The following is a 22,662-nucleotide window of genomic DNA, read 5'->3' on the forward strand; positions in this document are numbered from 1 at the left end:
TCTATTCTAGGGGATAGTGTGACCACCATGCCGATAATATACTTTTTACTCGTAAAATATAGACTCGAAAACCCCAAATGTTGCCGACACAACAAAAAATCCCCGGCTCATCAGAACCGGGGATTGCTGGTGCGCGAGGGGGGAGTTGAACCCCCACGCCCTCACGGGCACACGGACCTGAACCGTGCGCGTCTGCCTATTCCGCCACTCGCGCAAGTGTCATACGACTCAAAGAGTCGCAGGCAACATATAGAACTATACAGGCTCCGTAACAGACCGTCCACTTCGGTATTCGTGAACTTACTCACCGAAGGTTGAAATTATCATAGGATATGTTATTTGCCCTCGCTGGGAGGGCGCGAGGCGGTATCGGTTTGGTTCGCGGCGGCCGCATCCTTTTTCTCGCGATGCACGCGCAAAAACCACGCCAGTGCACCAAAATAGGGGAGCACCAGAATGAACAGAAGCCATTTGAGCTTCTGAATCTCGTTGAAGTAGGGGCTGCGATGCACCGTAAAAATGCAGTACAGCACCGAAGCAATCCAGATAAAAATCAGGGCAAGCACTGTGTACTGGTAGATTGCCTGCGCCGTCGGATTCTGAAAAAGCACAAGAGGAAACACCGAAAAACCTAAAGTCAGCACGTCTTTAGTATGCCAGAGGATACGCCAAGCGCCCGAGAACATAAAATTTATGTCCTCGGGCGCTGCGGGGAGAGTTATCTAGGTGAACCGTTATACATTCGCAGCCTTCTTGGCGCGTTTGGCCGCAGCCGCCGCATCACGCTCAGCCCAGAACTCGCGGGTGGTCACCTCATCGGTGCCGTCCCAAGCCGCAAGATTCTTAATCTCAGGCATATCGGATGCTTTGAAAATAGGCTCCACACCGGATTTGCGCTGCCGCTCGTAGTTCTTGAGCACCGCAACGACCTTCGGCGAAAGCCACACCACCGCAATCAGGTTCACAATCACCATGCCCGCGTTGAGCATATCTGCCGTGGTCCACACCAGCTCTAGCGATGCGATTGCCCCGAAGAATACGAAGCCCAGCACCACCAGACGGAACACCGTCAACGCCCCGGGCTTCTCGGTTACGAAGCGAATATTCGATTCGCCGTAATAGTAGTTGCCGATGACCGAGGAGAAGGCGAAGAGGAAAATCGCGATGGTTAGGAAGTGGGTGGCCCAGGTGCCGAGCTGGTGGGCAAGCGCATCCTGAGTCAGTCCAGCACCGCGGGTCTTATTGCCATAGGTTGGGTTCGACAGAAGCACGATAAACGCGGTGACCGAGCAGACCAGCATCGTATCGAAATACACGCCCAAAGCTTGTACATAGCCCTGCTTTGCGGGGTGCGAAATAGTTGCGGTTGCACCCGCGTTCGGGGCGGTACCCATGCCGGCCTCGTTCGAGAGCAGACCGCGCTTCATGCCCCAAATAACGGTGCCCATCGTGCCGCCCACTACGAACTCGCGCAGACCGAAAGCACCCTGGAAAATCATGAGCAGAACGTTCGGGATTTCGCCCACATTGAGCACAACCACGAACAGTCCCAGCAGCATGTACAGAACCGCCATGAACGGCACCATAAACTCGGTGACCGTAGAAATGGTGCGGATACCGCCGAAGATAATCGCAGCCGTCAGTGCGGCAACGAAAAGGCCTACCACGATGCGGAAACCCATATTCTCGGTACCGGAAATACCGATATTCAGGGAGTTCGCACCAGCTTCCACGATCGCATTGGTTTGTACCGCGCAGAACACAAAACTATAAGTTAGCACGATAAAGCCCACGAAAATCAGGCCCAGCCAGCGTGCATTCAGGCCGCGCTGCATATAGTAGGCAGGACCACCAATATAGGAATCCTTGCCGCGCTCCTTATACAGCTGGCCCAGCAGGGATTCGGCGAAAGCGGATGCGCCGCCCACGGCAGCAATGACCCACATCCAAAATACGGCGCCGGGACCACCCATTGCAATAGCGACCGCTACGCCAGCAATATTGCCGGTGCCCACGCGGGATGCCGCCGAAACGGTGAACGCGCGGAATGAGGAAATGCTCTTGCTCCCATCGGCCTCGTGACCGGACGGGTCGGTGAGTACGCGCAGCATCTCGGGCAGGGAACGCCACTGCACGGCGCGGGTGCGGATCGTCAAGAACAGGCCCACGACAATCAAGGCAACGAACAGAAAGTTTTCCCATATCCAGCTTTGAATGCTGTCAACCACGCTGGTCGCACCAGCGGTAGAGGCGTTAATGTCCTGAATAAAATTTACAAGTGAGTCCACAGGTTTTCTCTTTCGTCACGGCATAGAAGCGTAATAGGGATAGCAACTATGCGGGCATGAAGGCGCGAAGGTGCAAACCGGGTAGACCGCACGCCAGGGAAAGAAATTCCCTTTAGAAATTACAGGTACTTATTGTTCCGTTGATGAAGGGTTTACGGCAATCTCATTGGGGGTCTTGTCCACATTTGTAACGAATAATTAATATAGCCGGAACATGGATGACACCCCCGCCTGATAAACAAAAACATTGAAAAGTCATGCATACATTGCAAACCACATCAAATATCGTTTAACAGATATAAAAATACTCTCCAGTGGAGAAAATTAACCTTTGACTATGTTCTACTTCGCGGGTTTAACAAACGGGAAAGAAAGCACCCCACGAATCTGGGTCTGCGCCATGAGCATCGCCAAGCGGTCAATGCCGATGCCCAACCCGCCCGTCGGGACAAGCCCGGTCTCAAGGGCATACAGAAAATCCTCATCAATCTGCATGGCCTCCGGATCCCCTGCAGCAGCCTTGAGAGACTGCTCGGTCAGGCGGCGGCGCTGTTCTAAAGCATCCGTCATCTCGGAATAGGCGGTTCCCATCTCCATACCGTTAATCACCAGATCCCAGCGTTCCACCAGGTGCGGCTTGGTGCGATGCGCACCCGCCAGGGGAGAGGTCTCCACCGGAAAATCTGTATAAAACGTGGGGAACACGGTCTTTGCCTCAACCAGCTCGCCGTAAAGCTCCTCAAGAATGGCGCCCGCGCCCATGTCATCACGCACATGAATCTGATGCTCATGCGCCAGCTCAAGCAAAGTCTCAAAATCTGTTTCACTCGAAATATCGCGCCCCAGCGCACGCGAAAGGGCCTCGCATACCGAAACTGCCCGCCACTCACCCGAGACATCCGTGAGAGTACGCTCGGTACTGCCCTTCTCGCCCAGCGGAAGTACCTCAGAACCATAGACGGCCCGGGCGGCATTCTTGATGAGCGTTTCGGTAAGCTTGCGCATGACCGTGTAATCTGCGTAAGGTTTATAAGCCTCTAACACCGTGAACTCCGGGTTATGGGTGGCATCCGCGCCTTCGTTGCGAAAATCCCGCCCTAACTCATAAACAGCGCCCAAACCGCCAACCACCAGGCGCTTAAGATACAGCTCGGGCGCTATACGAAGCGTCAAATCCGCGCCATAGGCGTTAATAAAAGTTTTGAAGGGGCGCGCACTCGCACCGCCATGAATAGTATTCAGAATCGGGGTCTCAACCTCGGTGAACCCTGCATCATCAAGCGTGCGGCGAATGGCAGTGATCAGTGAGGAGCGCATCCGAAGGTTTTCAAGCTGCTGCGGATGCACCAACAGGTCGGTCGAGCGTTTGCGGATGCGCGCCTCCGGATCATTCAACGCCCCGTACGGAATGGGGTGTAGACACTTCGCCGCCATCTGCCAGCCGTGCACAATGACAGATGCGGTCCCGGTGCGGCTGGCCCCCGCCGTGCCGGTCACGAGCAGAATATCACCCGTATCGACGGCGGACTTGAGAAGCCGAAACTCGCGCTCACTTACGAGGCTGCGCTCGGCAATAATCTGTACCTGTTTGCCTTCCTCAGACAGGGTCAGGAAGATAACCCCGCCGTGGTTGCGAATAAACCGCACCCTGCCCGACATGGTAAACTCCCCGCTTGGAAGCGTATGGCCGCTCAGCCCATCGTGCACCTGCACCGTCGAATACTCGCATGTGACTCCCAGCGGGTACGGGTTCATGCCGGCATCACGAAGCATCTGCAGGTGACGAATACGGTGCTTGGTCTGATCGCCGAAGCGGTGTTCGGGGGCCTGCGCCTCGCCCGGATGCATACGCTCAATCTCGTGCACTCGCGCGATCTGGTCTTCGGTCAGGCGGTGCACTTCATGGCGCTGTTTACGTGCCGAAAAATCGGGCAGGAAACCCTCGGCAACCCCAGCCGCCGCCGCAACGTTCAGGAAAGCCAGCGTCGGTTCCGCAACCATATAGCGTGGCATCCACTCCGGGGCGAACTTGAGGTTGAAGCGGTACAGTCTCTCCAACTGAAGGAACCTGTCTAAAACCCCCAGTGACCGGGAAGCGAACCTGCTCCAGGCATTAGCACCGAACTGATCTGCGTTCTCATACACATGGCGGAACATAGCAAAGTTCAGTGAAACACGCGTGATGCCGTAGTCGGGGGCATTCTCCATAAGCTGGGCAACCATATATTCCACGATGCCGTTGGGGCTGTCAGGGGAGCGGCGCATCACATCCAGCGATATGCCGGTGCGGCCCCACGGCACGAATGAAAGGAGGGCAACCATTGTGCCAGCAGAATCATGCGCCGAAACAAGCAGATTGCGACCGTCCGCGGGGTCTGAGAGCCTGTTGAGCGCCATCGAGAACCCGCGCTCAACCTTGCCGTGACGCCAAGCGTTCACGTTATTTTCCACCTCGTGCAGCTGCTCGGGTGAAAGCTCACGATGCCTGCAGATTCTCAGCGTGTAACCGGCCTTACGAACCCGCTGGTGGGCGTGGCGTACCTCCGTAAGCGAGGTATTGTTCAGGCTAAAACGTGAGACCTCTAGAATGGCTTCGTCCCCCATGCGGATTACGCCCAGTCCCCGGCGTGCGAAGGCTCTGGCGCCGTCTTCGCTCACGCTGATGGCGGCGGGAATCCACCCGTAGCGGCGTACCTGGTGCATCCACCGGTCGATTGCGGAACCCCAGGATGCCGGATCGCCCACCGGGTCGCTGGACGCCAAACATACCGAACCCACTTGCCTGTAGGTGACAGCGGCACGCATATCCGCCGAGAAGATCACCTGCTTATCGCGGCGTGTTGCAAAGTACGAGAGTGAATCGTTTCCGCCATACTCCTGTAAAAGTTCGCGCAGGCGCAATTCCCGATCGGCAGTCCAGGTATTGGGGACGCGGTACCCCCGCACCACCACATACACCGCGATCAGTGCAAAAATTCCGTAGAACACGGATGCTGCCCCCACCACCGTGGCACCCGGGTTTGCACCCTTGAGTTCGGGAAAACTATCGAGCCCTAACCCCTGTTTGAGCAGGTGGGGAACCGTAACTCCCGGCACGTGATGCCCAAAATACCAGGCCAGCAGGGTTGTCACCGTTAGCCCGCCGAGGAAGACCACGGTTGCCAATACCCATGAAATTCGGCCTATATGCGCCGGGAAGGCAGAGCGTGCCAGGATGAGAAGCGGAATAAAGATAGCCGCCACGATAATAGCCACAGTGTCGAGCGTGGAGGAGAAAAATTCTTCGCTCGGCATCACGTTATCGGGGAAGAAGAGCAGAAGTGCGCTTCGCGTTCCGATGAGGATGCCGATGACCTGAAAGAAGATGACGGCGTAGAGGGCGGCTCGTTTACGGGTAATCAGGGCGGATGTCATGACCACCATGATGACTGCGCTCACCAGCGTATGACTTGATGGGATGTTGAGCAGGCTCGCGGTGATTTCCCACCAGGTGAACCCGTGGCCCCTGCGAAGCGGAGAAATAATCCAGGTGAAAAGCGTCAGAATTGTCGCGATTGAGTAGATACCGATAACCCAGCGGGCGATGATTTCCGCATAGCGTGATGTCGTGTGATGGGCTTCTGTGCCCCGCTTCTGATGTGCCATAAACCGTTCTCCACCAATCACTCGGTACTTTTCATTCTACGGACATGCCGTGTGTATGCGCAGAATCTGAGGACGTAAGACAGCGCACCTTTGGGTTGGAGACTGAAAGCGCTGCCAGGGGTCGCCATGCAGGGAGTGCTTTGAATGCCATATGGTATATGCGGTAGACTCCCCGCCATCGATATATTCCAAAAATAGAATATATCTGAAAGGGTGCAGCATGGTTAGAGGTGTTGGGCTGGATGTTTAGAAAAAAGCTCTCAAACCTGCGAAATATCAACTATATTCTGGAATGAGAATATAAAAATCCGGTGGTGATTCTTAGGGGTGTCACCACCGGATTCTTAATAGTAGAGCAGGGTATTCACCGATCTCTCTCCACCGAAGACAGACCGTCTAGGATTGTGATTTACGCTGCTGGAACACGTCCGGAATGCCATCCATATCGGCATCCACGCTCTCCTTTTCCGCCAGTAAACGGTAGTGCTTATTGCGGCGGGAGAGAATCAGAGCACCCAGAATTGCGGCGGTCACTGAACCGAAGAGAATAGCGATTTTGGCGTCTTCACCGTGCGGCGATCCACCGGTGAATGACAGTTCTGCCACCAGAAGCGATACGGTAAAGCCGATACCGCCGGTAACCGCAAGGCCTATGACGTCAATCCACTGCACATCCGGGTCTAGGTTGGCGTGCCTGAACCTGGTAACCAGCCAGGTGGTTCCCGTAATACCGATGGTCTTGCCGAAAACGAGGGCGAACATAATACCCAGGGAGACCGAGTCGGTGAGGGCTCGCTTAAGACCGTCAAAACCGCCCATAGCAACACCAGCGCTAAAGAAGGCGAAGACCGGCACGCAGATACCCGTGGAAAGCGGGCGGAAACGATGCTCGAAAACCTCGGCGAGACCAGCATCCGCACCCGCAGCTTCGGTACGTTTATTGAATTTAACCGGAACGCAGAAACCAAGCACCACGCCGGCAATAGTTGCGTGAATACCGGATTCAAGGAAAAGAGCCCACGTGATAAAGCCCAGGGGCAGAAGCAGAATCCACGCTGCGGCGGGCTTGAGGTGCAGCATTTTTTCACCGCGATAGGCGATAAAGGCGAACAGCGAGATAGGGATGATCGCAAGGAGCAGATATTCGCCGTGGAATGTGCCGGTGTAGAAGATTGCAATAATGCAGATAGCGATCAGGTCATCAACCACTGCCAGGGTAAGAAGGAAGATGCGCATTGCCGAGGGCAGGAACGTTCCCACGCCCGCCAATACGGCGACCGCGAAGGCAATGTCGGTTGCCGTGGGAATGGCCCAGCCATGTATAGCGGTGGGGCTGCTGAAGTTGATAGCGGTGTAGATGATGGCGGGGGTTATCACGCCGCCGAAAGCCGCTGCGATGGGAACGATCGCGGTTGCCGGTGATTTGAGGTCACCGATAGCGAACTCTTTTTTGAGTTCAAGACCGGTCAGGAAGAAGAATATTGCCAAGAGACCGTCTGCCGCCCAGGTGCCTATCTTCATGTGAAGGTGGTGAAACCCTGGAACTTCGGGACCTATAACGGTATCGCGCACCCCAAAATAAATATCTGCCAGTGGGGTATTGGCAAGAACTACCGCGAGGACGGTCGCCACCAGCAGGATGCTGCCGCCCACGGACTCCGTGCGCAAAATATCTGCAACTCGCTTAGAGTTGCTGTAGGATCCGCGGCTGAAAACTGTATTTTCTGAGTTCGGTGTCTGTGATTGGGTCATATTCTCTGTAGTTATCCTCCGGATAGGAATAATTCTTACTATTCTAACGCTCCTACCTAGGAGATGGTATTTTTTGCTTCTAAAGGTATAAATATACTTAACCAATATATGCCATTTTGGGTATATATTCTATAACGTAAGCGAAATTTCAGGGTCAATATAAATATTCTCGCCCCTGCCGTAAGATCGACTCGGGGCGAGAATATAAAAATTATGCAATTATGAGGTGTGAGACACCTTAGGACCCTGCAACGGCAGGAGCGGAGCTGTCTTCGCCGTGCGACTCATCGAGCTCACGAGCCACATAGTTTTCGATGTCGAAGAGGTTTCCGTTTGCACGCTTCACAATGGTGACGAGAGTTTCCATCGATGCGACTTCCTCAACCTGTTCCTTCAGGAACCAGAGGATGAACTGCTCACCCAGAGCATAGTTTTCGTTGCGTGCTGCGGAGAAAAGAGCCTCGATCTGACCGGTGACTTCCTTTTCCTGCGCTAGGGAAAGATCCACGATTTCCTGAACATCCTTAAAATCATTCTTGACGTTCGGAACTGCGGGAATCTCAACCTTGTGGCCGCGATCCAGCTTGTACTGAACCATCATGAGGGCGTGCCCACGCTCCTCCAAAGACTGGCGGTAGAAGTAACGCGCCAACTGGGGAAGGTCCTCACCATCAAGCCAAATCGCCATTGAAAGGTATTGGTGGGATGCGGCAAACTCGTGACCGATCTGTTCGTTGAGCAGATCATAGAAGGACTTAGACATAACTTTTCTCTCCTTGAAATTAGGGTGTGTGTTCTATTTGCGTAGGGTACAGTGCAACGCTGTCGAACCCATCATAGAGGACCGAATCAGCACTGTATAGAGAGAAAAGGCTAATCTGGAGGCGTATTTAGGGGTTCCTGAGCTCGATCTATAACACCATAACAGAACCGTTATGATGTGCTCGCAAGCCTCGGAAAATCCGGGTGTATTCGTTCGTGCAGGCTTAGGCGGGGTAACTTCCGCGCCGCAAACTCGACGATGAAATAAGTTTAGAAGGCTTATCGCCCAAGATGCTTTCGCCGATATTAGCTAAAGCACGCACCTGATCTTCCGTGAGGTGGTCGAAAATCTCGTGACGTACCTGTGCTACGTGACCGGGTGCCGCATCCTGAAGCTTCTGCAAACCCTGAGGAAGCAGATGGCAAATGCTGACGCGGCGGTCTTCGGCGCTGAGTGACCGGGACACGTACCCGTCTTTCTCCAGTCTGGCGACCACGCGCGAAAGACGCGCTGGCAGAGTGTTTGTGACCAGTGCCAGCTGCGTCATTGTTAACTCGTGATCCTCTGACTCTGAGAGTCCAACAAGTACCATGTACTCGACATAGCTCAAATCGGCATCCTGCTGAAGCTGATTATCGAGCTGCCGTGTGAGGTTGAAGATGATCGAGCTGATAAACAGCCATCCCTCACGTTCTTCTTCATTTAGCCATTTGGGCTCCGCCTTCTCTGGAAGATCGCCAGAGACGGTGGTTGCTTGTTTGGGCATGAGTGTTCCTCCTCGCACCTCCAGCTTTTAAACTGAGCGCATATATAAGGTGTGTAAAGTTCATTGTACTTGTTAAGACAGCAAACCCTCAGATATTGCTCAAAACTTGGTATGTCTTTCCTTAAAGTACACACTGACGGCACAAATTTGTCCGAAATACGTTACACCATTGTCGGCGTGTCTTCGACAATTTGCCCGGGAAATAGCGCTTCCCGAATGAAATCATTGTAATGATTACCTGTAAAAAATACTTGATAATTCAAGGTTTTACACGTAAAGAAGGTAAAATTTTGAGGCTACTTAGGTAGTACTCGCCAGGAATATTACAAAATGATTAAAAAAATTTGGGAAAAAATACCATTTGGGTTTGCACATGATAAATAAGCGTGTACACTGGTATGCATAACGGGGTCGAAAAAGAAGCCCGCGGGGCGAGACCGGAAGCTCAAACCGACAGGGTTCGACTCTCTATTTATCGGTGATTGTCGTCGGTGTGCAGGTAACCTGCATTTCTACCGGCGGTTGTGCGGTGCGGGTACTGTTCGTGGTTGGGCGGTTCCCGCGCCGTTCTTTTTAAGAATACCCTACGTACCCCGTCAACACTAGCAAGAATGCCTTATAGGTGGGCAAGTGCACATCAATAAGATTATGCGGTGTCTACCCCTCTAATCCCCCGATATTTCGGGGGCTTTCTATTAATTTTCCCCGACAGTCACGGTCTTGGGGGATTTTTCATGCCTTTCTGCACGGCGTGGTGCATAGTGGGCCGTGCGGGATCGCACGCAGTACGCCAGATCCATACCTTAACTACCCCGGCAGAGCAGGATGCGCCCGGCGTGTCGCGTTCCTGCGCATTCTGACATTCACAGGCGTGCATGACCTCTCTCGATACGTGGAACGACAGGGGCAGGCAGTGTAAGCGTGCTCTGGAGATGCGGCTGATATAACCCGCATGAACGCTTCTCAGGGCTTTATCCACAGTACTTTTCCACAGTGTGGAGAACTTACACGACTGTTATTAGGGAATCTGGCTCACATACGCATCACGCCCACTGTGTCTTAGAACGCACCCGTTAATCCGTGCAAATACGCGAAAATAACTCTGCTATGAAAATCTTCGGTAGGCGCATCCAGAATTTTGAGGATGTCGAGACAAGTTTTAAACAGATACTTTCCACACCTGTGGAAAACTTTGTGAACAATTTCCACCGGTTATTATCCACAGAATAGGTTGTGCATTATGCACACACTAAATTCTGCTTGTGAAAACTATATGCGGTACTAGCGTGTGAGTTTTTATGGGCGAAAAGACGCTAAAACACAGCGAATACGGTAAAAATTACACGTAACATAACGACACTAATTTTCGGCTTTTGGCGTCATAAATCGTCCCTATCTATGCGTGACAGAGAATATCATTATGGGTTATCCACAAAGTTTATCCACAGCGTGGATAACTTACATACCTGTTATTTGCGGGTCTGAACCCCGCAAAAATCCGGCAAATACTCCGAAATCGTGATGAATTTGAAATAAAATCCACGGGTTTATCCACCCCTGTGGAAAACTTTCTCCACCCTATGCACAGCATCCCCGCACAATGCCCAGAACCCACTGAACTCGCAGGCAAACGCTGGTACCCTTGTAACGACGCCATCTTCTGAATGAAAGGGCATACACTATGGCTGAAAAGTACACTCTTCCCGAGCTCCCCTACGACTACGCGGCGCTCGAACCCCACATCTCCGCAAAGATCATGGAGCTGCACCATGACAAGCACCACGCAGCCTATGTTGCAGGCGCAAACGCTGCACTAGAGCAGCTTGAGGAAGCACGCGCAAACGGCTCCTACGGAAACGTCTCCAAGCTGTCCAAGGATCTTGCCTTCAACCTGGGTGGTCACACCAACCACTCCATCTTCTGGAAGAACCTTTCCCCCGAGGGCGGCGACAAACCCACCGGCGAGCTCGCAGCGGCTATCGACGAGTTCTTCGGTTCCTTCGACAAGTTCCGTGAGCACTTCACCAACGTTGCCCTCACCATTCAGGGCTCCGGCTGGGCAATTCTCGCCTGGGACACCGTGGGCAAGCGCCTCATCATTGAGCAGCTGTACGACCAGCAGGGCAACATCTCGGTTGCACTGATTCCCGTTCTGCAGCTCGATATGTGGGAGCACGCCTTCTACCTGGACTACCAGAACGTGAAGGGCGACTACGTGAAGGCATTCTGGAACATCGTGAACTGGGCAGATGTCGCTGAGCGCTTCGCCCGTGCAGTGTCGCAGACCAAGGGTCTGGTGCTTCCCGAGTAGTCCTCAAGGATATTAACGATGCGCTCGCACTCAGGGCGTATCGTATACGGGCGGGTGCCCGGTGCCTTCGTTAGAAGAGGCGCCGGGCACTTGTTTTATCTGCGATTGACTGCGAGTTACATGTTGTAACTCCGAGAGTGACAATATGAGCGTCTGACTGAGCTGACAGTTACAAATCTGGTGATTTTGGGTGACAAAATGTAACTTTCAGACGGGTTTTTGTCACTTTGGCATAAAAAACGGAATGAAAGTGACAAAAATGTAACTCTCGATGGCAATTGTGTAACTTTCACCGAGGAGTCAAACGGGTCCCCTTTGAACTTTGCGGACTTCCGAAGAGTACACATACTCGCGGGATGCTCTCGAAAGCGTAAAAGCGGGTAAAACTGGGACGGATCGATGTTTGCTAGGCCGCGCCGAGTTCTTGGGCGAGAAGCGCCATTTTGCGGCCGCGGCCCCAACGGTAATCCCCGATCACCCCGCTCTCACGAATCACTCGGTGGCAGGGAATAATCATGGCAACCGGATTGTGTCCCACAGCGGTTCCCACGGCACGGGCGGCACGCGGGCGTCCAATACTCTCAGCCACAGACCCATAACTTTGCACGGCACCCTGCGGAATATTCAAAAGCGCACGCCACACCTGCACCTGAAACGGCGTACCCTTCAAATGCAGGGCGATGCGCTCCCCGCCTCCACCGAAAATACTTAACGCCTGCTCGTGAAAAGGATGCTCGCCCTCATGCAGCTGCGCATTCGGGTATTCGGCGCGCAGGTTCGTGAGAGCCGCATCCGGGTTATCGGCGAATGCCATATGACATATGCCTTTATCCGTTGCGGCGATCAGCACCATGCCGAAAGGGGACGCGGCGTAACGCCAGACGATGCGCAGGTTCGCCCCGCCGTTCTTGTACTCGCCGGGGGTCATGCCCTCAATGGTGACGAACGCGTCGTGCAGGCGCCCCGTGCCGCTGAACCCGCTCGACCAGGCCGCATCGAGCGTGTTCTGCTGCCCAGCGAGCGCCGCCTTCGCCCGTTCAAGGCTGATATGCTGCAGCATTTTCTTGGGGCTCACCCCCGCCCACTGCTGGAACTGACGCTGCAGGTATTCGGGGCTCACATGAACCGCCTGGGATACCTGCGCGAGCGTGGGCTGATCTGCGGCGTGGTCATACAGGTACTCGATAGCGGCGGCTATGCGCCCGAACTGGACGGTCTGCTCGATCGGGTCTGTGCTCACTGCGGAACGGTCTGTGATGCTCAAAGATTCTCCTAGTTCAAGGTCTTAACACTAGAGAATACGGATGTTCCGGGCGGAAAACGACCCGATTCTTGACCTTGTGCGCGGGAGGCGTAGAAGCGGGAATATTCTCATCGCTCCGGAATAAGAAACTTCTCCCGGATTTGTGGGGTTGGATGAAGTGGCCGATTAGTCACCCTGTCTGTGAAGCGAAGGGTTATACGGAATGCCCACGGGATGGAACGAAGAATGTTTATCATGACATTTCCCCAAGGGTTTTCACCGAAATGCTGAGCGTGCGGTCGATGCGGATGCGCTCGCAAAAATCCTCATCGTGGCTAACGATGATGAGCGCGCCGGTATAGGCATCGAGCGCCTGTACCAGCCAATCCACTGACGAAATATCCAGGTTATTCGTGGGCTCGTCCAACAGAAGAAGCTGCGGCACTGGGTCGGTGAGCAGAACCGTTGCCAGCGCGGCGCGAAAACGTTCACCCCCGGACAGCTCACCAATACGCTGATGCACGCTCTCGCGCCTGAACAGCAGCCGCGCTAGTTGATCGCGAAGATGCTGTTCGCTCGCCCCTGGGTTTGCCCTCTGCACGGTTTCAAGGAGGGTGCGTTCAGGATCAAGCGTGATGCGCTGCGGCAGATATGCGGCGTTGCCCAGGCGGTGGAGCACTCGGTAAGCGGGAGACACGGGGGAGCGGTAGTCGGGGTCATTCGCGTGCGCTATCGCGTTGAGAAGCACGGTCTTGCCGCTGCCGTTCGCTCCCATGATGCGCAAATGCTCAGGCCCGGTTAGGACAAGAGCCTCGGGAAAGTCTTGGCGACGGGACGAATAATCAACTTTATACGGTTGCGTTTCATGTGAAACAGTATTTTGGGTGTGTGCATTCTTAAATTCGGCACTCTGTTGCGCAGACGCGCAAGGGTCTTTCCCCGCCCGCTGTAATTCCAGCACCTTCCGCCCCGCCGGGAGTGCATCCTGAGCAAGTTCCAGATAGATACGCTCCTGCACGCGCAGATTCTCTTGGGCTTCTTCATAGATAGACTGTGTCTTGGAAAGGTCTAAGCTACGGGTTCCGCGTAGCTTGTTTGCTGCTTGGCGCGAGGCGTCTTTAGCAAGAGCTCGAATCGTATCTGGTTGGTCGTCTTTCCAAACATGGGAGGTATTGCGTGATATAACTTCATGGGCACGAATCCATTCTTTCTTCGCCTTACGCGCCTCATTTTTCGCCTCACTCACGCGGCGATGCGCGGCACTCTCCTCGGCCTTTCGCGCCGCCCGGTAGGTGTCGTAGTTGCCCTCATATATGCGCAGATGCGCCCGCCCCTCACGGTCGGCGTGCAGCTCGGCAATCGCGTTCATATGCGCGAGCAGATCGCGGTCGTGGCTGATGATGAGTGCCGGGCAGGTGAGGGTTTCAAGAGCCGCGAAAAGCCGATTCTTCGCGGCAGAGTCCAGGTTATTCGTGGGCTCATCCAGCAGGATAAACTCGGGGTTCGACCGCAGAAGCGCGGTGAGCGCGGCAGTGACCGTCTGACCGCCCGAAAAGGTGCTAAGGGGGCGCATCAGAAGGTCGCGAGCGGCGTGCGGGTCGGCGGCATCCGTGGTGCGCGCAGGGTCAAAACCGTACTCGGCAAGGGTCGCGAGAGTGCGCTCTTCAATATCCCAGGCGTCGCCGATAGTGTCATAAAGGTCGGGGGAGTAGTCGCCCGATTCCAGAGCATCGAGCGCTCGCAGAATTTTTGTAATTCCAAAAATATCGGCAAGATGCTGATGCTCGCTCAACCCCAAATCTTGCGGCAGATACGCTATGCGCGGCGGGGCGCCGATTGTGCCGTGACTAGGCTTTATCTCGCCAAGAATAAGCCTGAAGAGGGTAGTTTTTCCGGTGCCGTTATCGCCGATAAGCCCGGTGAGCGGCGCGGAAAATACGGCGGAGAGGTCGGTGAAAAGCGGGGGTTCACCCGGATGCGCATACGAAATATGGTCGAGTGTAATGTGTGGCATGGGTCGAGTTCCTTCGGATCGGTGCTCGGATCCCCGCCAGCGCAGCGCGCGTTAGGTGTGAGGGCATGAAAAAACCCGAGCATGGTGTGTAGATACACGTAAGCCCGGGCGGTGGTATGAGCGCATAAAAGCGCTCTGACCTGATGTTTTGATCCGGGCTATGCTCGGGAGCCGTTCATGTGTTGGTGCCTCCTCGTGTGCCGATGCGCTTCCGTGCGCCTCGGTGGAATAGATAAGGAAAATCCGGAATGTGACCCGGATAACCTCTAGTGTAGGGAGTGGCGATAGCGCCTGTCAATCATGGGGCGTATTAATCTCTGTTTCGACTGGGATACTCACAAGCGGGGGCGTTTTCTTCATGCAGGAGCAGTTAAACCTGGCTCGTTACCTCGCCAGCTTCAGAACGTTATTTATTCCCTCGCGTGCTCGGAATAACGTCCCTCAGCGTATGAAGAAAACACCCCCGAATTTAGAGTGTCTGAGTATTCCACCAGTTTTTAAACGTGGTACCAGTACTTCAGCGATCAAAATAACGACCCCTGAGCGACGCAGCTTGCCGCTCTCGGAACTCGTCTAAGACTCGCGGCGCTCGCGATACATGCCCAGCGGGCCCGCATCCGCATAAGCCTGCGCCGTGTTGTAACGGTACAGGCGCGGCGGGCGGTGGCGGGGACCTTCAATACGCCGCCCGGTATCAATAATCGATTTCGAGGCTGCAATCTGGCGGCGGAAATTCGCGGGATCCAACGGACGGCCGAGAATTGCCTCGTACACCTCACGCAGCTGTGCCAACGTAAACTCATCGCCCAAGAACGAGTGCGCAATACGCGAATATTCGACCTTATTCTGCAGGCGGTACAGGGCGTACTCCACAATCTCGTTGTGGTCGAAAGCCAGCTCGGGAAGCTCATCTACCGGGAACCAGCGAATATTTTCGTGCACGCGAGTCTGCGAAACCTCAGTCGCCGGGATCGAGGCCCAATAAACCACCGAAACCACACGCTCATGATCCGCCCCAGGCGCCGGAACCGGCGTGCCGTTGATGCGCGCCGCACGCGCCTCCGGGGCACGCAAAACATCACCGAACGCATACAGCTGCTCAAGGTACCCGGGCTCAAGACCGGTCGCGCGCTTGAGCGTGTACCCCGCCGCCTGCTCTAGAGACTGCTGGGACTGCAAGGGGCCGCCGGGAAGCGCCCACTGACCCTTATAAGGTTCGCGCAGGCGGCGCACCAGCGGCAGCCAAAGACTTGGGCGCGCACTATTCTTTTTGTGGCGTAATGCAAGAATCACGGTAGAAACCGCTAATGAAACCGAACTGTGGTCGGCCTCGTGCTCTTCGGGGACCTCAGCTGCGTAATGTGGTGATGAGTTCATCCATGACTCCTGTACTTATTTTTGTGTGCACTATAACCATTTTAAGGGTAAAAACGGCGTTACACGACTTACGGCGCGCGCATCCGGCGGATACGCGCGCTGCATGGTTGGACTCTTGAGGTAAAGCGGCTAATTCTCGATGTTCAGCTCGCCCATAGCGCCCCAACTATCGCCGTCGATCTGGCGGGAGATAATCTTCGGAGTCTCTCGCAGAGCCGGGCGCATATCGGTCATGGCTTGGGCGAAGTGCGCGGAGTTCACATGAGCAGCCGCGCCGTCGTCCTCGAACGCCTCTACCAGCACGAACTCGTTCGGATCCTCAACGCTGCGCGACCACTCAAACCACTTGTTGCCGGGTTCGGCACGGGTTGCCTCGGTGAAGTTGCGGGTTAAATCCAGCCATTTTTCGGTGTATTCGGGCTTGACGGGAAATTTCACAACAATAAAAATCATAACGACTCCTAATACGCAAGATACGGAACACTTCTATTCTTTCACAGGATGCACTCGCGCGGGCAGAGCTCTAACGCGCGAGCAGGTCGGATTTCGCCGACAAGGTAGGATTTTCCTACCTTCTCGGGCCAAAAACCACCTGCTCGCGGCTAGTCGTGGGGTATTCACGGGCGTAGGGTTAAAGGTATGACTAATGCACAGATAAAGTTTCTTGAGACGGATCCCGCCATGATCTCCGCTGAAACGGTTCTGCGGGCGGCTGCGAGCGATGTGTACGCCCTAATTGCCGACCCCGCCCGCCACGCCGAGCTTGACGGCGGCGGTTCGGTGCGTGGGCTGGTATCCGGCGACACCCCCGAACTGCGCGAAGGCGATACCTTCACCGAAAAAATGTTCCTGGGCATCCCATACCGCATGTCTCCCAAGGTCGTGCGCGCCGAAAAGAATCGGGCCCTCTCGTGGCGTATGCCCACCGACCACTACTGGACCTGGGAAATCGCAGATAACCACGACGGCACCGTGACCGTGCGTGAAACCTGGGACGCTTCCGAAGCGAAAATCTTTGGGTTCATCCCCGCTGCGCCCGTATTCCGTAGGGTTGGTGTGTTCGCGCGTAACCGCCGTAATATTGGGCTGTCGCTGGCGAAACTGCATCGCACTTTCGAAGGGTAAGAGGTTATTTCTTCCCTGCGAGCAGATAGTATTTCGACGAAAAGATAGCAATCCGTTATCTGCTCGTCGAAATACTATTTGCTCGCGGTGTTATGCCGATACGAACATTACCGCGCCGCGCGCCTGAGAATGTCGAGCGCATCCAGCAGAATATCCCGATCGGCCTTGATGCGTTTGCGCGCCGCCGGGTTCGCCATGCCTCCCGCAAACGCCGCACTGTAATACATGCCGTCCCCCAGTAAAAGCACGGTGCGCGCCATCTTATCGTCCCCAATCTCCGCGCGAATCAGCTCATACCACTGCCCCTGGATTTCGTCCATGAGTTCGCGTGCCGCTGGGTTCTTATCCTGCGCCAACCGCGAGAGGGCAACCAGGCATATATCGAATGGGGTGCCCTGAAAGGTTGAGGTGTTGATGTAATAGGCGCTGGCCCCTTCGGGTGCGGCGCGCATCTTCTCAAGGTCTTCGTCTGCGTAGGTGCGGGTGCGGTCTAAAAGCGCTTGGAAGAGCGCCTTTTTCGAGCCGAAATGATAGAGCAGCCCGCCCTTAGAAACTTTCGCTTGGGCGGCGACCGCATCAAGGGTGGCGGCACGTTCACCGGCCTGTACCAGCAAATGTTCATAAGCGTCTAGAATCTGCTCGCGCGAGTTGTTGGCGCGGGTTGTGCGGGGTTCGGATGCGCTGGCTGGGGTAGTCATAATCACCATTCTACGGATTAGAAACTTTACCGTCTAGTTGGTATAGTTAGTGTGTCCGTGGTTGTCTGCGCGGCGCATCCTTACTACCCCAAGCAAAGCCTCTAGCAGCAACCCCTCTGCGGGCTATGAGCACTTGCCGCCTGGCGCATCTGCCGCAAGTGCCGAAAACTCCCAGATGCGTGTGAACACAACGATGAACAACTCATACCCCGTCACCGAGGCGCTGCCTATTCACGCGCCCGATCAGAAAATCAAACGGTGGATTGCCCTGACCGTGCTCATGCTGCCGGTGCTGCTTGTCTCGGTCGATAACACCGTGCTCGCATTCGCCGTACCCTCAATCGCGCAGGCGCTCGAACCATCCTCCAGCGAGCAACTCTGGATCGTAGACGCATACTCGCTCGTGCTCGCCGGGTTGCTCGTGCCTATGGGAAGCCTGGGGGATCGCATCGGGCGGCGTAAAATCCTGCTGATCGGATCCGTCGGGTTCGCGGTTATCTCAGCACTCGCCGCTTTCGCGCCCACCGCCCTGTTGCTTGTCATCGCCCGCGCCGTACTTGGATTCTTCGGCGCTATGCTCATGCCCGCCACGCTCTCACTCATTCGCAACATCTTCCGTGACCCGAAAGAACGCCGCACCGCAATCGCCGTGTGGGCGGCAGGCTTCTCCGCCGGTGCAGCACTCGGCCCTATCGTGGGCGGATTCTTGCTGAGCCATTTCTGGTGGGGGTCGGTGTTCCTCATGGCGGTACCCGTACTCGTACCGTTCCTTGCCCTCGCACCCATGACCGTGCCCGAGTCGAAAGACCCAAACCCCGGCCCGCTCGATATGGTGAGCATCCTACTGATTATGATCGCCATGATCGGCATAACCTTCGGTCTCACCCATATTTCTGAGGCAGGTGTGGATGCGCTCGCACTCAGTACCGCCCTTATTGGCGCCGTATTCGGGTTCTTCTTTGTGCGCCGTCAGCTGCGCCGCGGGCGTGCGGGCACCACCCCCATGCTCGATGTTCGCCTTTTCAAAAACACCGTGTTCACCGGCGGGATTCTGGCGAACCTGTTCGCCATGTTCGTAGATGTTGGGTTCCTGCTCTTCGTCTCGCAGCATTTGCAGCTGGTTTCGGGGTACTCTCCCATGCAGGCTGGACTGTTCCTGATTCCCGGGCTGGCGTGCACCATTGTTGCGGGCCTGTACGCCGCTAAGCTCGTTTCACGATTCCACCCGGCGGTGATTGTGTCTTCAGGGCTTGCCTTGGGTGCCCTCGGGTACCTGTTTGTGGTGTTCTTCGGTTCGCGCAACGACCTTCTGCTCATGCTTTCCTTCATGTTCCTAGGGTTGAGCGTGGGCGCGGCGCAGACCATCTCGAATGACCTAATTCTTTCCAGCGTTCCAGCGAATAAAGCGGGTGCTGCATCGGCGATTTCTGAGACAGCCTACGAGTTCGGCACCGTGCTGGGTACCGTGGTGATTGGCGGCATGCTGACCGCAATTTACCGTGCACAGGTGACGGTTCCCGCCGGTCTTAATGCGGATGCGGCCCATGCGGCAGGTGAAACCCTCGGCGGCGCGACCGCAGTTGCCGGGCAGCTTCCCTCGGACCTAAGCGCTGAGCTGCTGCATTCGGCGCATGCCGCGTTCGATTCGGGCGTGCTGGTAACCGCAACCTTTAGCGCCGTGCTTTTGGCGGTGCTGTCGGTCTTCACTTACCGGATGCTCCGCTCGGCACCCGCCGAACTGGAGAAAGCAGAGCACTAGACCGAACTCCAGTTTCACTGCTAAAAAGAGCCTTTATGTAAATAAAGCGGTAAAAAATACTCTTTATTCACATAAAGGCTCTTTTTATCGCGGAGGTAGGCGCCGGAAAGACCGCAGAAGACCCATAATTCAGGGAAAGAAATTTTACATGGAAACCAAATGAACGCAGCAGGAAGAAGCTCAGATGTTACGGTAGAAGTACCAGCTTCAGCGAGTAGGTGCCGCGTCAGCTTACGCGTTCTTTGCCGCCGCATACGCGCATTCAGGCTACTAGGATGCGCACAAGGGCAGTCGCTACAGTCGCCGCGCGCCGGGAGGATAACCACGTGGATATTAAAGACTGGATGGCGCCTATGGTCACGCTCGCCATCGGCGCCAGTACCATTTTCATCTCCTATAAAAACTACCAATCACAAACCCAGGCCAAACCCTCGGAACTTGCCCGCTTAGAGCTGTGGAGCAAATTGCTTGCGGAAGCGGGAATCGACATTGGCGACCTGCCGCCCGAGGATGAACTTACCGCCGAACAGCGCGAGATCCTTGAAAATTACCGGGTTTTCCTCAAGCGTGCATCGCTCGAATCGAAGCTGCGTAAGGTCGGTATCGAGAATAACCGCCTATTCAACCTGTTGATGAAACGCGCGCATTCTCCCGTAAAACCTACCCCCATCGGGTTTGGCGACTCCATTATTTACTATCGTCTTATTCTGTGGCTTTTCGCATTTATTTGGATTCCGATAGCCATCATTTTCTTGGGTATTCCGGTGTTGATCTCGTTCGGGGCGTACCTGTACCGCATGTTTGTAACCCGCAGCGGTGGTAGTTATGTGGACTATTCAATTCCGGTTGGCTCGCTCGTCATTATCATTATTGGGCTTCTCGCCGTTGGCGGGCTCTGGTACCTACAAAACAAGATTCGTTCGGCGATTATCGCCAATAACGTGTATTTCTATTTCTGGGACACCTACGGCGCCAAGCGAGGCAGCCGCGATTCCGTGCAGGCGTACACCGAGCGGCTGACCGCAAAAACCTACTCTGACCTGCTCTTTATCGGGCAGCACGAGTTCGCGCAGCAGTTCCGCGAGAACATGTACATGGCGGGCATTCAAGAGATTGATGAATATCCGCGCGTGCTCAGCGATGTGGGCATGATTCCGCGTAACCACCAGGTGGTTGAGGCGACCGCAGACTACAACTGGCTGGATCGCATTATCAACTGGATGCGCGCCAAGATCGGCATGGAGCCGAAGCCTGCACGCGTTATCTATACCCTGGAACGTAAACCGCCGAAGGGTGCGGGGGCAACTGCGACATCCGGGCTTGACGTGCAGCTTCATGAGCTCAAGCCGGGCAAGAAGAAGCGTTTTAGGCGCAAGCGCAAGAAGGGGCGGGTGCTTATGCAGGCTGAACCGGCGACGGATGCGGTGCCCCTCTATACCGAGCACCCTGACGATGCGGCGAGTGACGCCTCGGAGGCTGAGTCTGCGGCAGTTTCGCAGCCTCAAGTGGTGAACGGTCCGACCCTGACCGACGAATTGGTTGAGGACCTCAGCACCGGGCAGATCCCGCTGGTTCAGGTTCGCAGAGAGCAGGGGCAGAAGTCGCAGAAGAATGCGGGCGCCGGGGATGCTGGCTCGGCAGAAACGTATGGCATAGACGGTGCCGCTGAAGGTGTACGTGCGGATTCTCCGAAATCGGCATCGGAAGGTTCACCTGAGTAATACGCATATCTCGGGGTGCGAAAAAGGCTCTTTATTTCAATAAAGCGTTAGAAATATTGCTTTATATAAATAAAGAGCCTTTTTGTTATTAGATAAATTAAAAAGTATTATTTTTTGAGAATATCCAGGAAGCTTTCACTGAATACCCAGGCTATAAGCTTAGGGTGAATCCATGACTACTGATAAGAACCTTCCAAAACCTGAGCATGGAACGGTCCAGGCTCAAGATATTCATGAGATAGAGAAAGAATCAGCGGCAGATTCAGCTGGGAATCGGAACTTGCTTCTTTCTATCTTTATAACTGTGCAGATTATTAGGCTAATTCTCGAAACCATGATTCTCCAGGGTGTGGTATTTTCCCTCCTTGCCAGTGATTTTGATGATTTTGAAGGATTTCTTCTTCTACTCATCCTTTTTTCGCCCTTTATCGTTTATATTCTGCTGCAAGCTGTGGCATGTATAAAGATGATTCGGGGAACCAAAACCGCATGGGTTTTGGGGACGAACATCTATAGTCTGCTCGTTGTTGCGCCTATTGCTGCTTTTTATACATGGTTCGTGATGGAGATGTCGGCTCCAAATGTAACAAGTGCCGATATTCAACCATTGCGGTGGTTGCTAGGCGCCTGCGCTCTTGAGGCGATTATAAGCGTTTTCACTATTATTGCAGTGATTATATATAACTGGAAAAAGAAAAAACTATCCTCTCATAATAAAAATATGGATACTGATAAACGCCCAACGCCAGATAATACTTTATCTGGTTTCAAGAATGCAATATACGAAACGGATGATTTAAAAACCCTGAAGAAGCACCATGAAGATCCGATTGTAGAAGTTCCTTGGCAGCACGTTAACGTTAGGTCCCAGAAGAAAGATAAGGGCGAACACCATGAGCACCGATAAGAATTTTTCAACCTCCGAGAACAATGACCCGCAGCCTCCCGTGGAAAAGCAAAGTGCATCGAATAATCCGGAGAATTCCCAACAAGAGCCAAAATATACACAGCTATATGGCTTAGAAGGTGCCGACGGTAAGATGTCCCAGGCATCCCCGGGGTCTCATGGTGCTGAGGGAAAGGAAGAGCCTCATAAACGCATATCACAACAGTTTGATATAGACCCCAACACCCGCGAGCCTCTTCTCATCGCACAGGCTATCAAGAATATTCTAATTATTATTCCTGTGCTCATCATGC

General features: G+C 54.5%; 16 protein-coding genes, 1 tRNA gene and 1 pseudogene. 6 read left to right on the forward strand and 12 right to left on the reverse strand.

The features are described 5' to 3' along the window. Positions 1-127: 127 nt before the first annotated feature. The 7 genes from HMPREF2609_RS04580 to HMPREF2609_RS04610 all read right to left on the reverse strand — a co-directional run bounded on the left by HMPREF2609_RS04580 (position 128) and on the right by HMPREF2609_RS04610 (position 9,214). Positions 128-214: transfer RNA gene (locus tag HMPREF2609_RS04580), tRNA-Leu, on the reverse strand. Positions 215-335: 121 nt separating this feature from the next. Beyond that, the gene (locus tag HMPREF2609_RS04585; protein ID WP_070535239.1) at positions 336-686 is read right to left on the reverse strand and encodes a PLD nuclease N-terminal domain-containing protein; all 351 of its coding nucleotides are present in this window, start codon (positions 684-686) and stop codon (positions 336-338) included. 48 nt (positions 687-734) lie between these two features. Further along, entirely contained in the window at positions 735-2,288 is a 1,554-nt protein-coding gene (locus HMPREF2609_RS04590; RefSeq protein ID WP_070535241.1) for an alanine/glycine:cation symporter family protein, read from the reverse strand. Between the two features lie 342 nt (positions 2,289-2,630). Continuing rightward, on the reverse strand, positions 2,631-5,933 hold the full coding sequence (gene lysX / locus HMPREF2609_RS04595) for a bifunctional lysylphosphatidylglycerol synthetase/lysine--tRNA ligase LysX (RefSeq protein WP_083296693.1): 3,303 nt from the start codon (positions 5,931-5,933) through the stop codon (positions 2,631-2,633). Between the two features lie 396 nt (positions 5,934-6,329). Then, positions 6,330-7,685 carry a Na+/H+ antiporter NhaA gene (gene nhaA, locus HMPREF2609_RS04600; RefSeq protein WP_070535243.1) on the reverse strand — a complete coding sequence of 452 codons (1,356 nt, stop codon included), beginning with the start codon at positions 7,683-7,685 and terminating at the stop codon, positions 6,330-6,332. A 238-nt stretch (positions 7,686-7,923) separates the two neighbouring features. After that, positions 7,924-8,448 (reverse strand): ferritin, encoded by a 525-nt coding sequence (locus HMPREF2609_RS04605; protein ID WP_004006327.1) that lies wholly within the window; start codon positions 8,446-8,448, stop codon positions 7,924-7,926. A gap of 223 nt (positions 8,449-8,671) precedes the next feature. Continuing rightward, on the reverse strand, positions 8,672-9,214 hold the full coding sequence (locus tag HMPREF2609_RS04610) for a MarR family winged helix-turn-helix transcriptional regulator (protein WP_004006328.1): 543 nt from the start codon (positions 9,212-9,214) through the stop codon (positions 8,672-8,674). Positions 9,215-10,895: 1,681 nt separating this feature from the next. Between HMPREF2609_RS04610 and HMPREF2609_RS04615 the strand changes: the two genes are divergently transcribed. Continuing rightward, positions 10,896-11,525, forward strand: a complete 630-nt coding sequence (locus HMPREF2609_RS04615; protein ID WP_006886979.1) for a superoxide dismutase — start codon at positions 10,896-10,898, stop codon at positions 11,523-11,525. Between the two features lie 406 nt (positions 11,526-11,931). On the opposite strand, the gene HMPREF2609_RS04620 is transcribed toward HMPREF2609_RS04615, so the two are convergent. From HMPREF2609_RS04620 to HMPREF2609_RS04635, 4 genes are all read right to left on the reverse strand, one after another. Beyond that, on the reverse strand, positions 11,932-12,789 hold the full coding sequence (locus HMPREF2609_RS04620; protein WP_070535245.1) for a bifunctional transcriptional activator/DNA repair enzyme AdaA: 858 nt from the start codon (positions 12,787-12,789) through the stop codon (positions 11,932-11,934). 232 nt (positions 12,790-13,021) lie between these two features. Beyond that, a complete protein-coding gene (locus tag HMPREF2609_RS04625) occupies positions 13,022-14,782 on the reverse strand; it encodes an ABC-F family ATP-binding cassette domain-containing protein (RefSeq protein WP_070535247.1) in 1,761 nt (586 codons plus the stop codon). Between the two features lie 573 nt (positions 14,783-15,355). After that, the gene (locus HMPREF2609_RS04630; RefSeq protein ID WP_070535249.1) at positions 15,356-16,159 is read right to left on the reverse strand and encodes an NUDIX hydrolase; all 804 of its coding nucleotides are present in this window, start codon (positions 16,157-16,159) and stop codon (positions 15,356-15,358) included. 129 nt (positions 16,160-16,288) lie between these two features. Next, positions 16,289-16,612 carry a putative quinol monooxygenase gene (locus tag HMPREF2609_RS04635; RefSeq protein WP_048751111.1) on the reverse strand — a complete coding sequence of 108 codons (324 nt, stop codon included), beginning with the start codon at positions 16,610-16,612 and terminating at the stop codon, positions 16,289-16,291. Between the two features lie 186 nt (positions 16,613-16,798). Here HMPREF2609_RS04635 and HMPREF2609_RS04640 point away from each other — a divergent pair, with 186 nt between their 5' ends. Beyond that, positions 16,799-17,284, forward strand: coding sequence for an SRPBCC family protein (locus tag HMPREF2609_RS04640; protein ID WP_070535251.1), 486 nt, complete (start codon positions 16,799-16,801; stop codon positions 17,282-17,284). 107 nt (positions 17,285-17,391) lie between these two features. Here HMPREF2609_RS04640 and HMPREF2609_RS04645 read toward each other — a convergent pair whose 3' ends face one another. Further along, positions 17,392-17,982, reverse strand: a complete 591-nt coding sequence (locus HMPREF2609_RS04645; protein ID WP_070535253.1) for a TetR/AcrR family transcriptional regulator — start codon at positions 17,980-17,982, stop codon at positions 17,392-17,394. 193 nt (positions 17,983-18,175) lie between these two features. On the opposite strand from HMPREF2609_RS04645, the gene HMPREF2609_RS04650 reads away from it, so the two are divergent. The 4 genes and pseudogenes from HMPREF2609_RS04650 to HMPREF2609_RS04665 all read left to right on the forward strand — a co-directional run. After that, a complete protein-coding gene (locus HMPREF2609_RS04650) occupies positions 18,176-19,741 on the forward strand; it encodes an MFS transporter (RefSeq protein WP_048751119.1) in 1,566 nt (521 codons plus the stop codon). A 275-nt stretch (positions 19,742-20,016) separates the two neighbouring features. Next, positions 20,017-21,462: an ABC transporter permease gene (locus HMPREF2609_RS04655; RefSeq protein ID WP_070535255.1), complete on the forward strand. Its 1,446-nt coding sequence runs from the start codon at positions 20,017-20,019 to the stop codon at positions 21,460-21,462. Between the two features lie 172 nt (positions 21,463-21,634). Continuing rightward, the gene (locus HMPREF2609_RS04660) at positions 21,635-22,369 is read left to right on the forward strand and encodes a hypothetical protein (protein ID WP_048774519.1); all 735 of its coding nucleotides are present in this window, start codon (positions 21,635-21,637) and stop codon (positions 22,367-22,369) included. Then, positions 22,356-22,662, forward strand: a pseudogene (locus HMPREF2609_RS04665) (uracil phosphoribosyltransferase); the annotation flags it as partial. The gene HMPREF2609_RS04660 and the pseudogene HMPREF2609_RS04665, both read left to right, overlap by 14 nt.

This window comes from Rothia sp. HMSC058E10 (genome assembly GCF_001809415.1).
GTDB classification, from domain to species: Bacteria; Actinomycetota; Actinomycetes; order Actinomycetales; family Micrococcaceae; genus Rothia; species Rothia dentocariosa.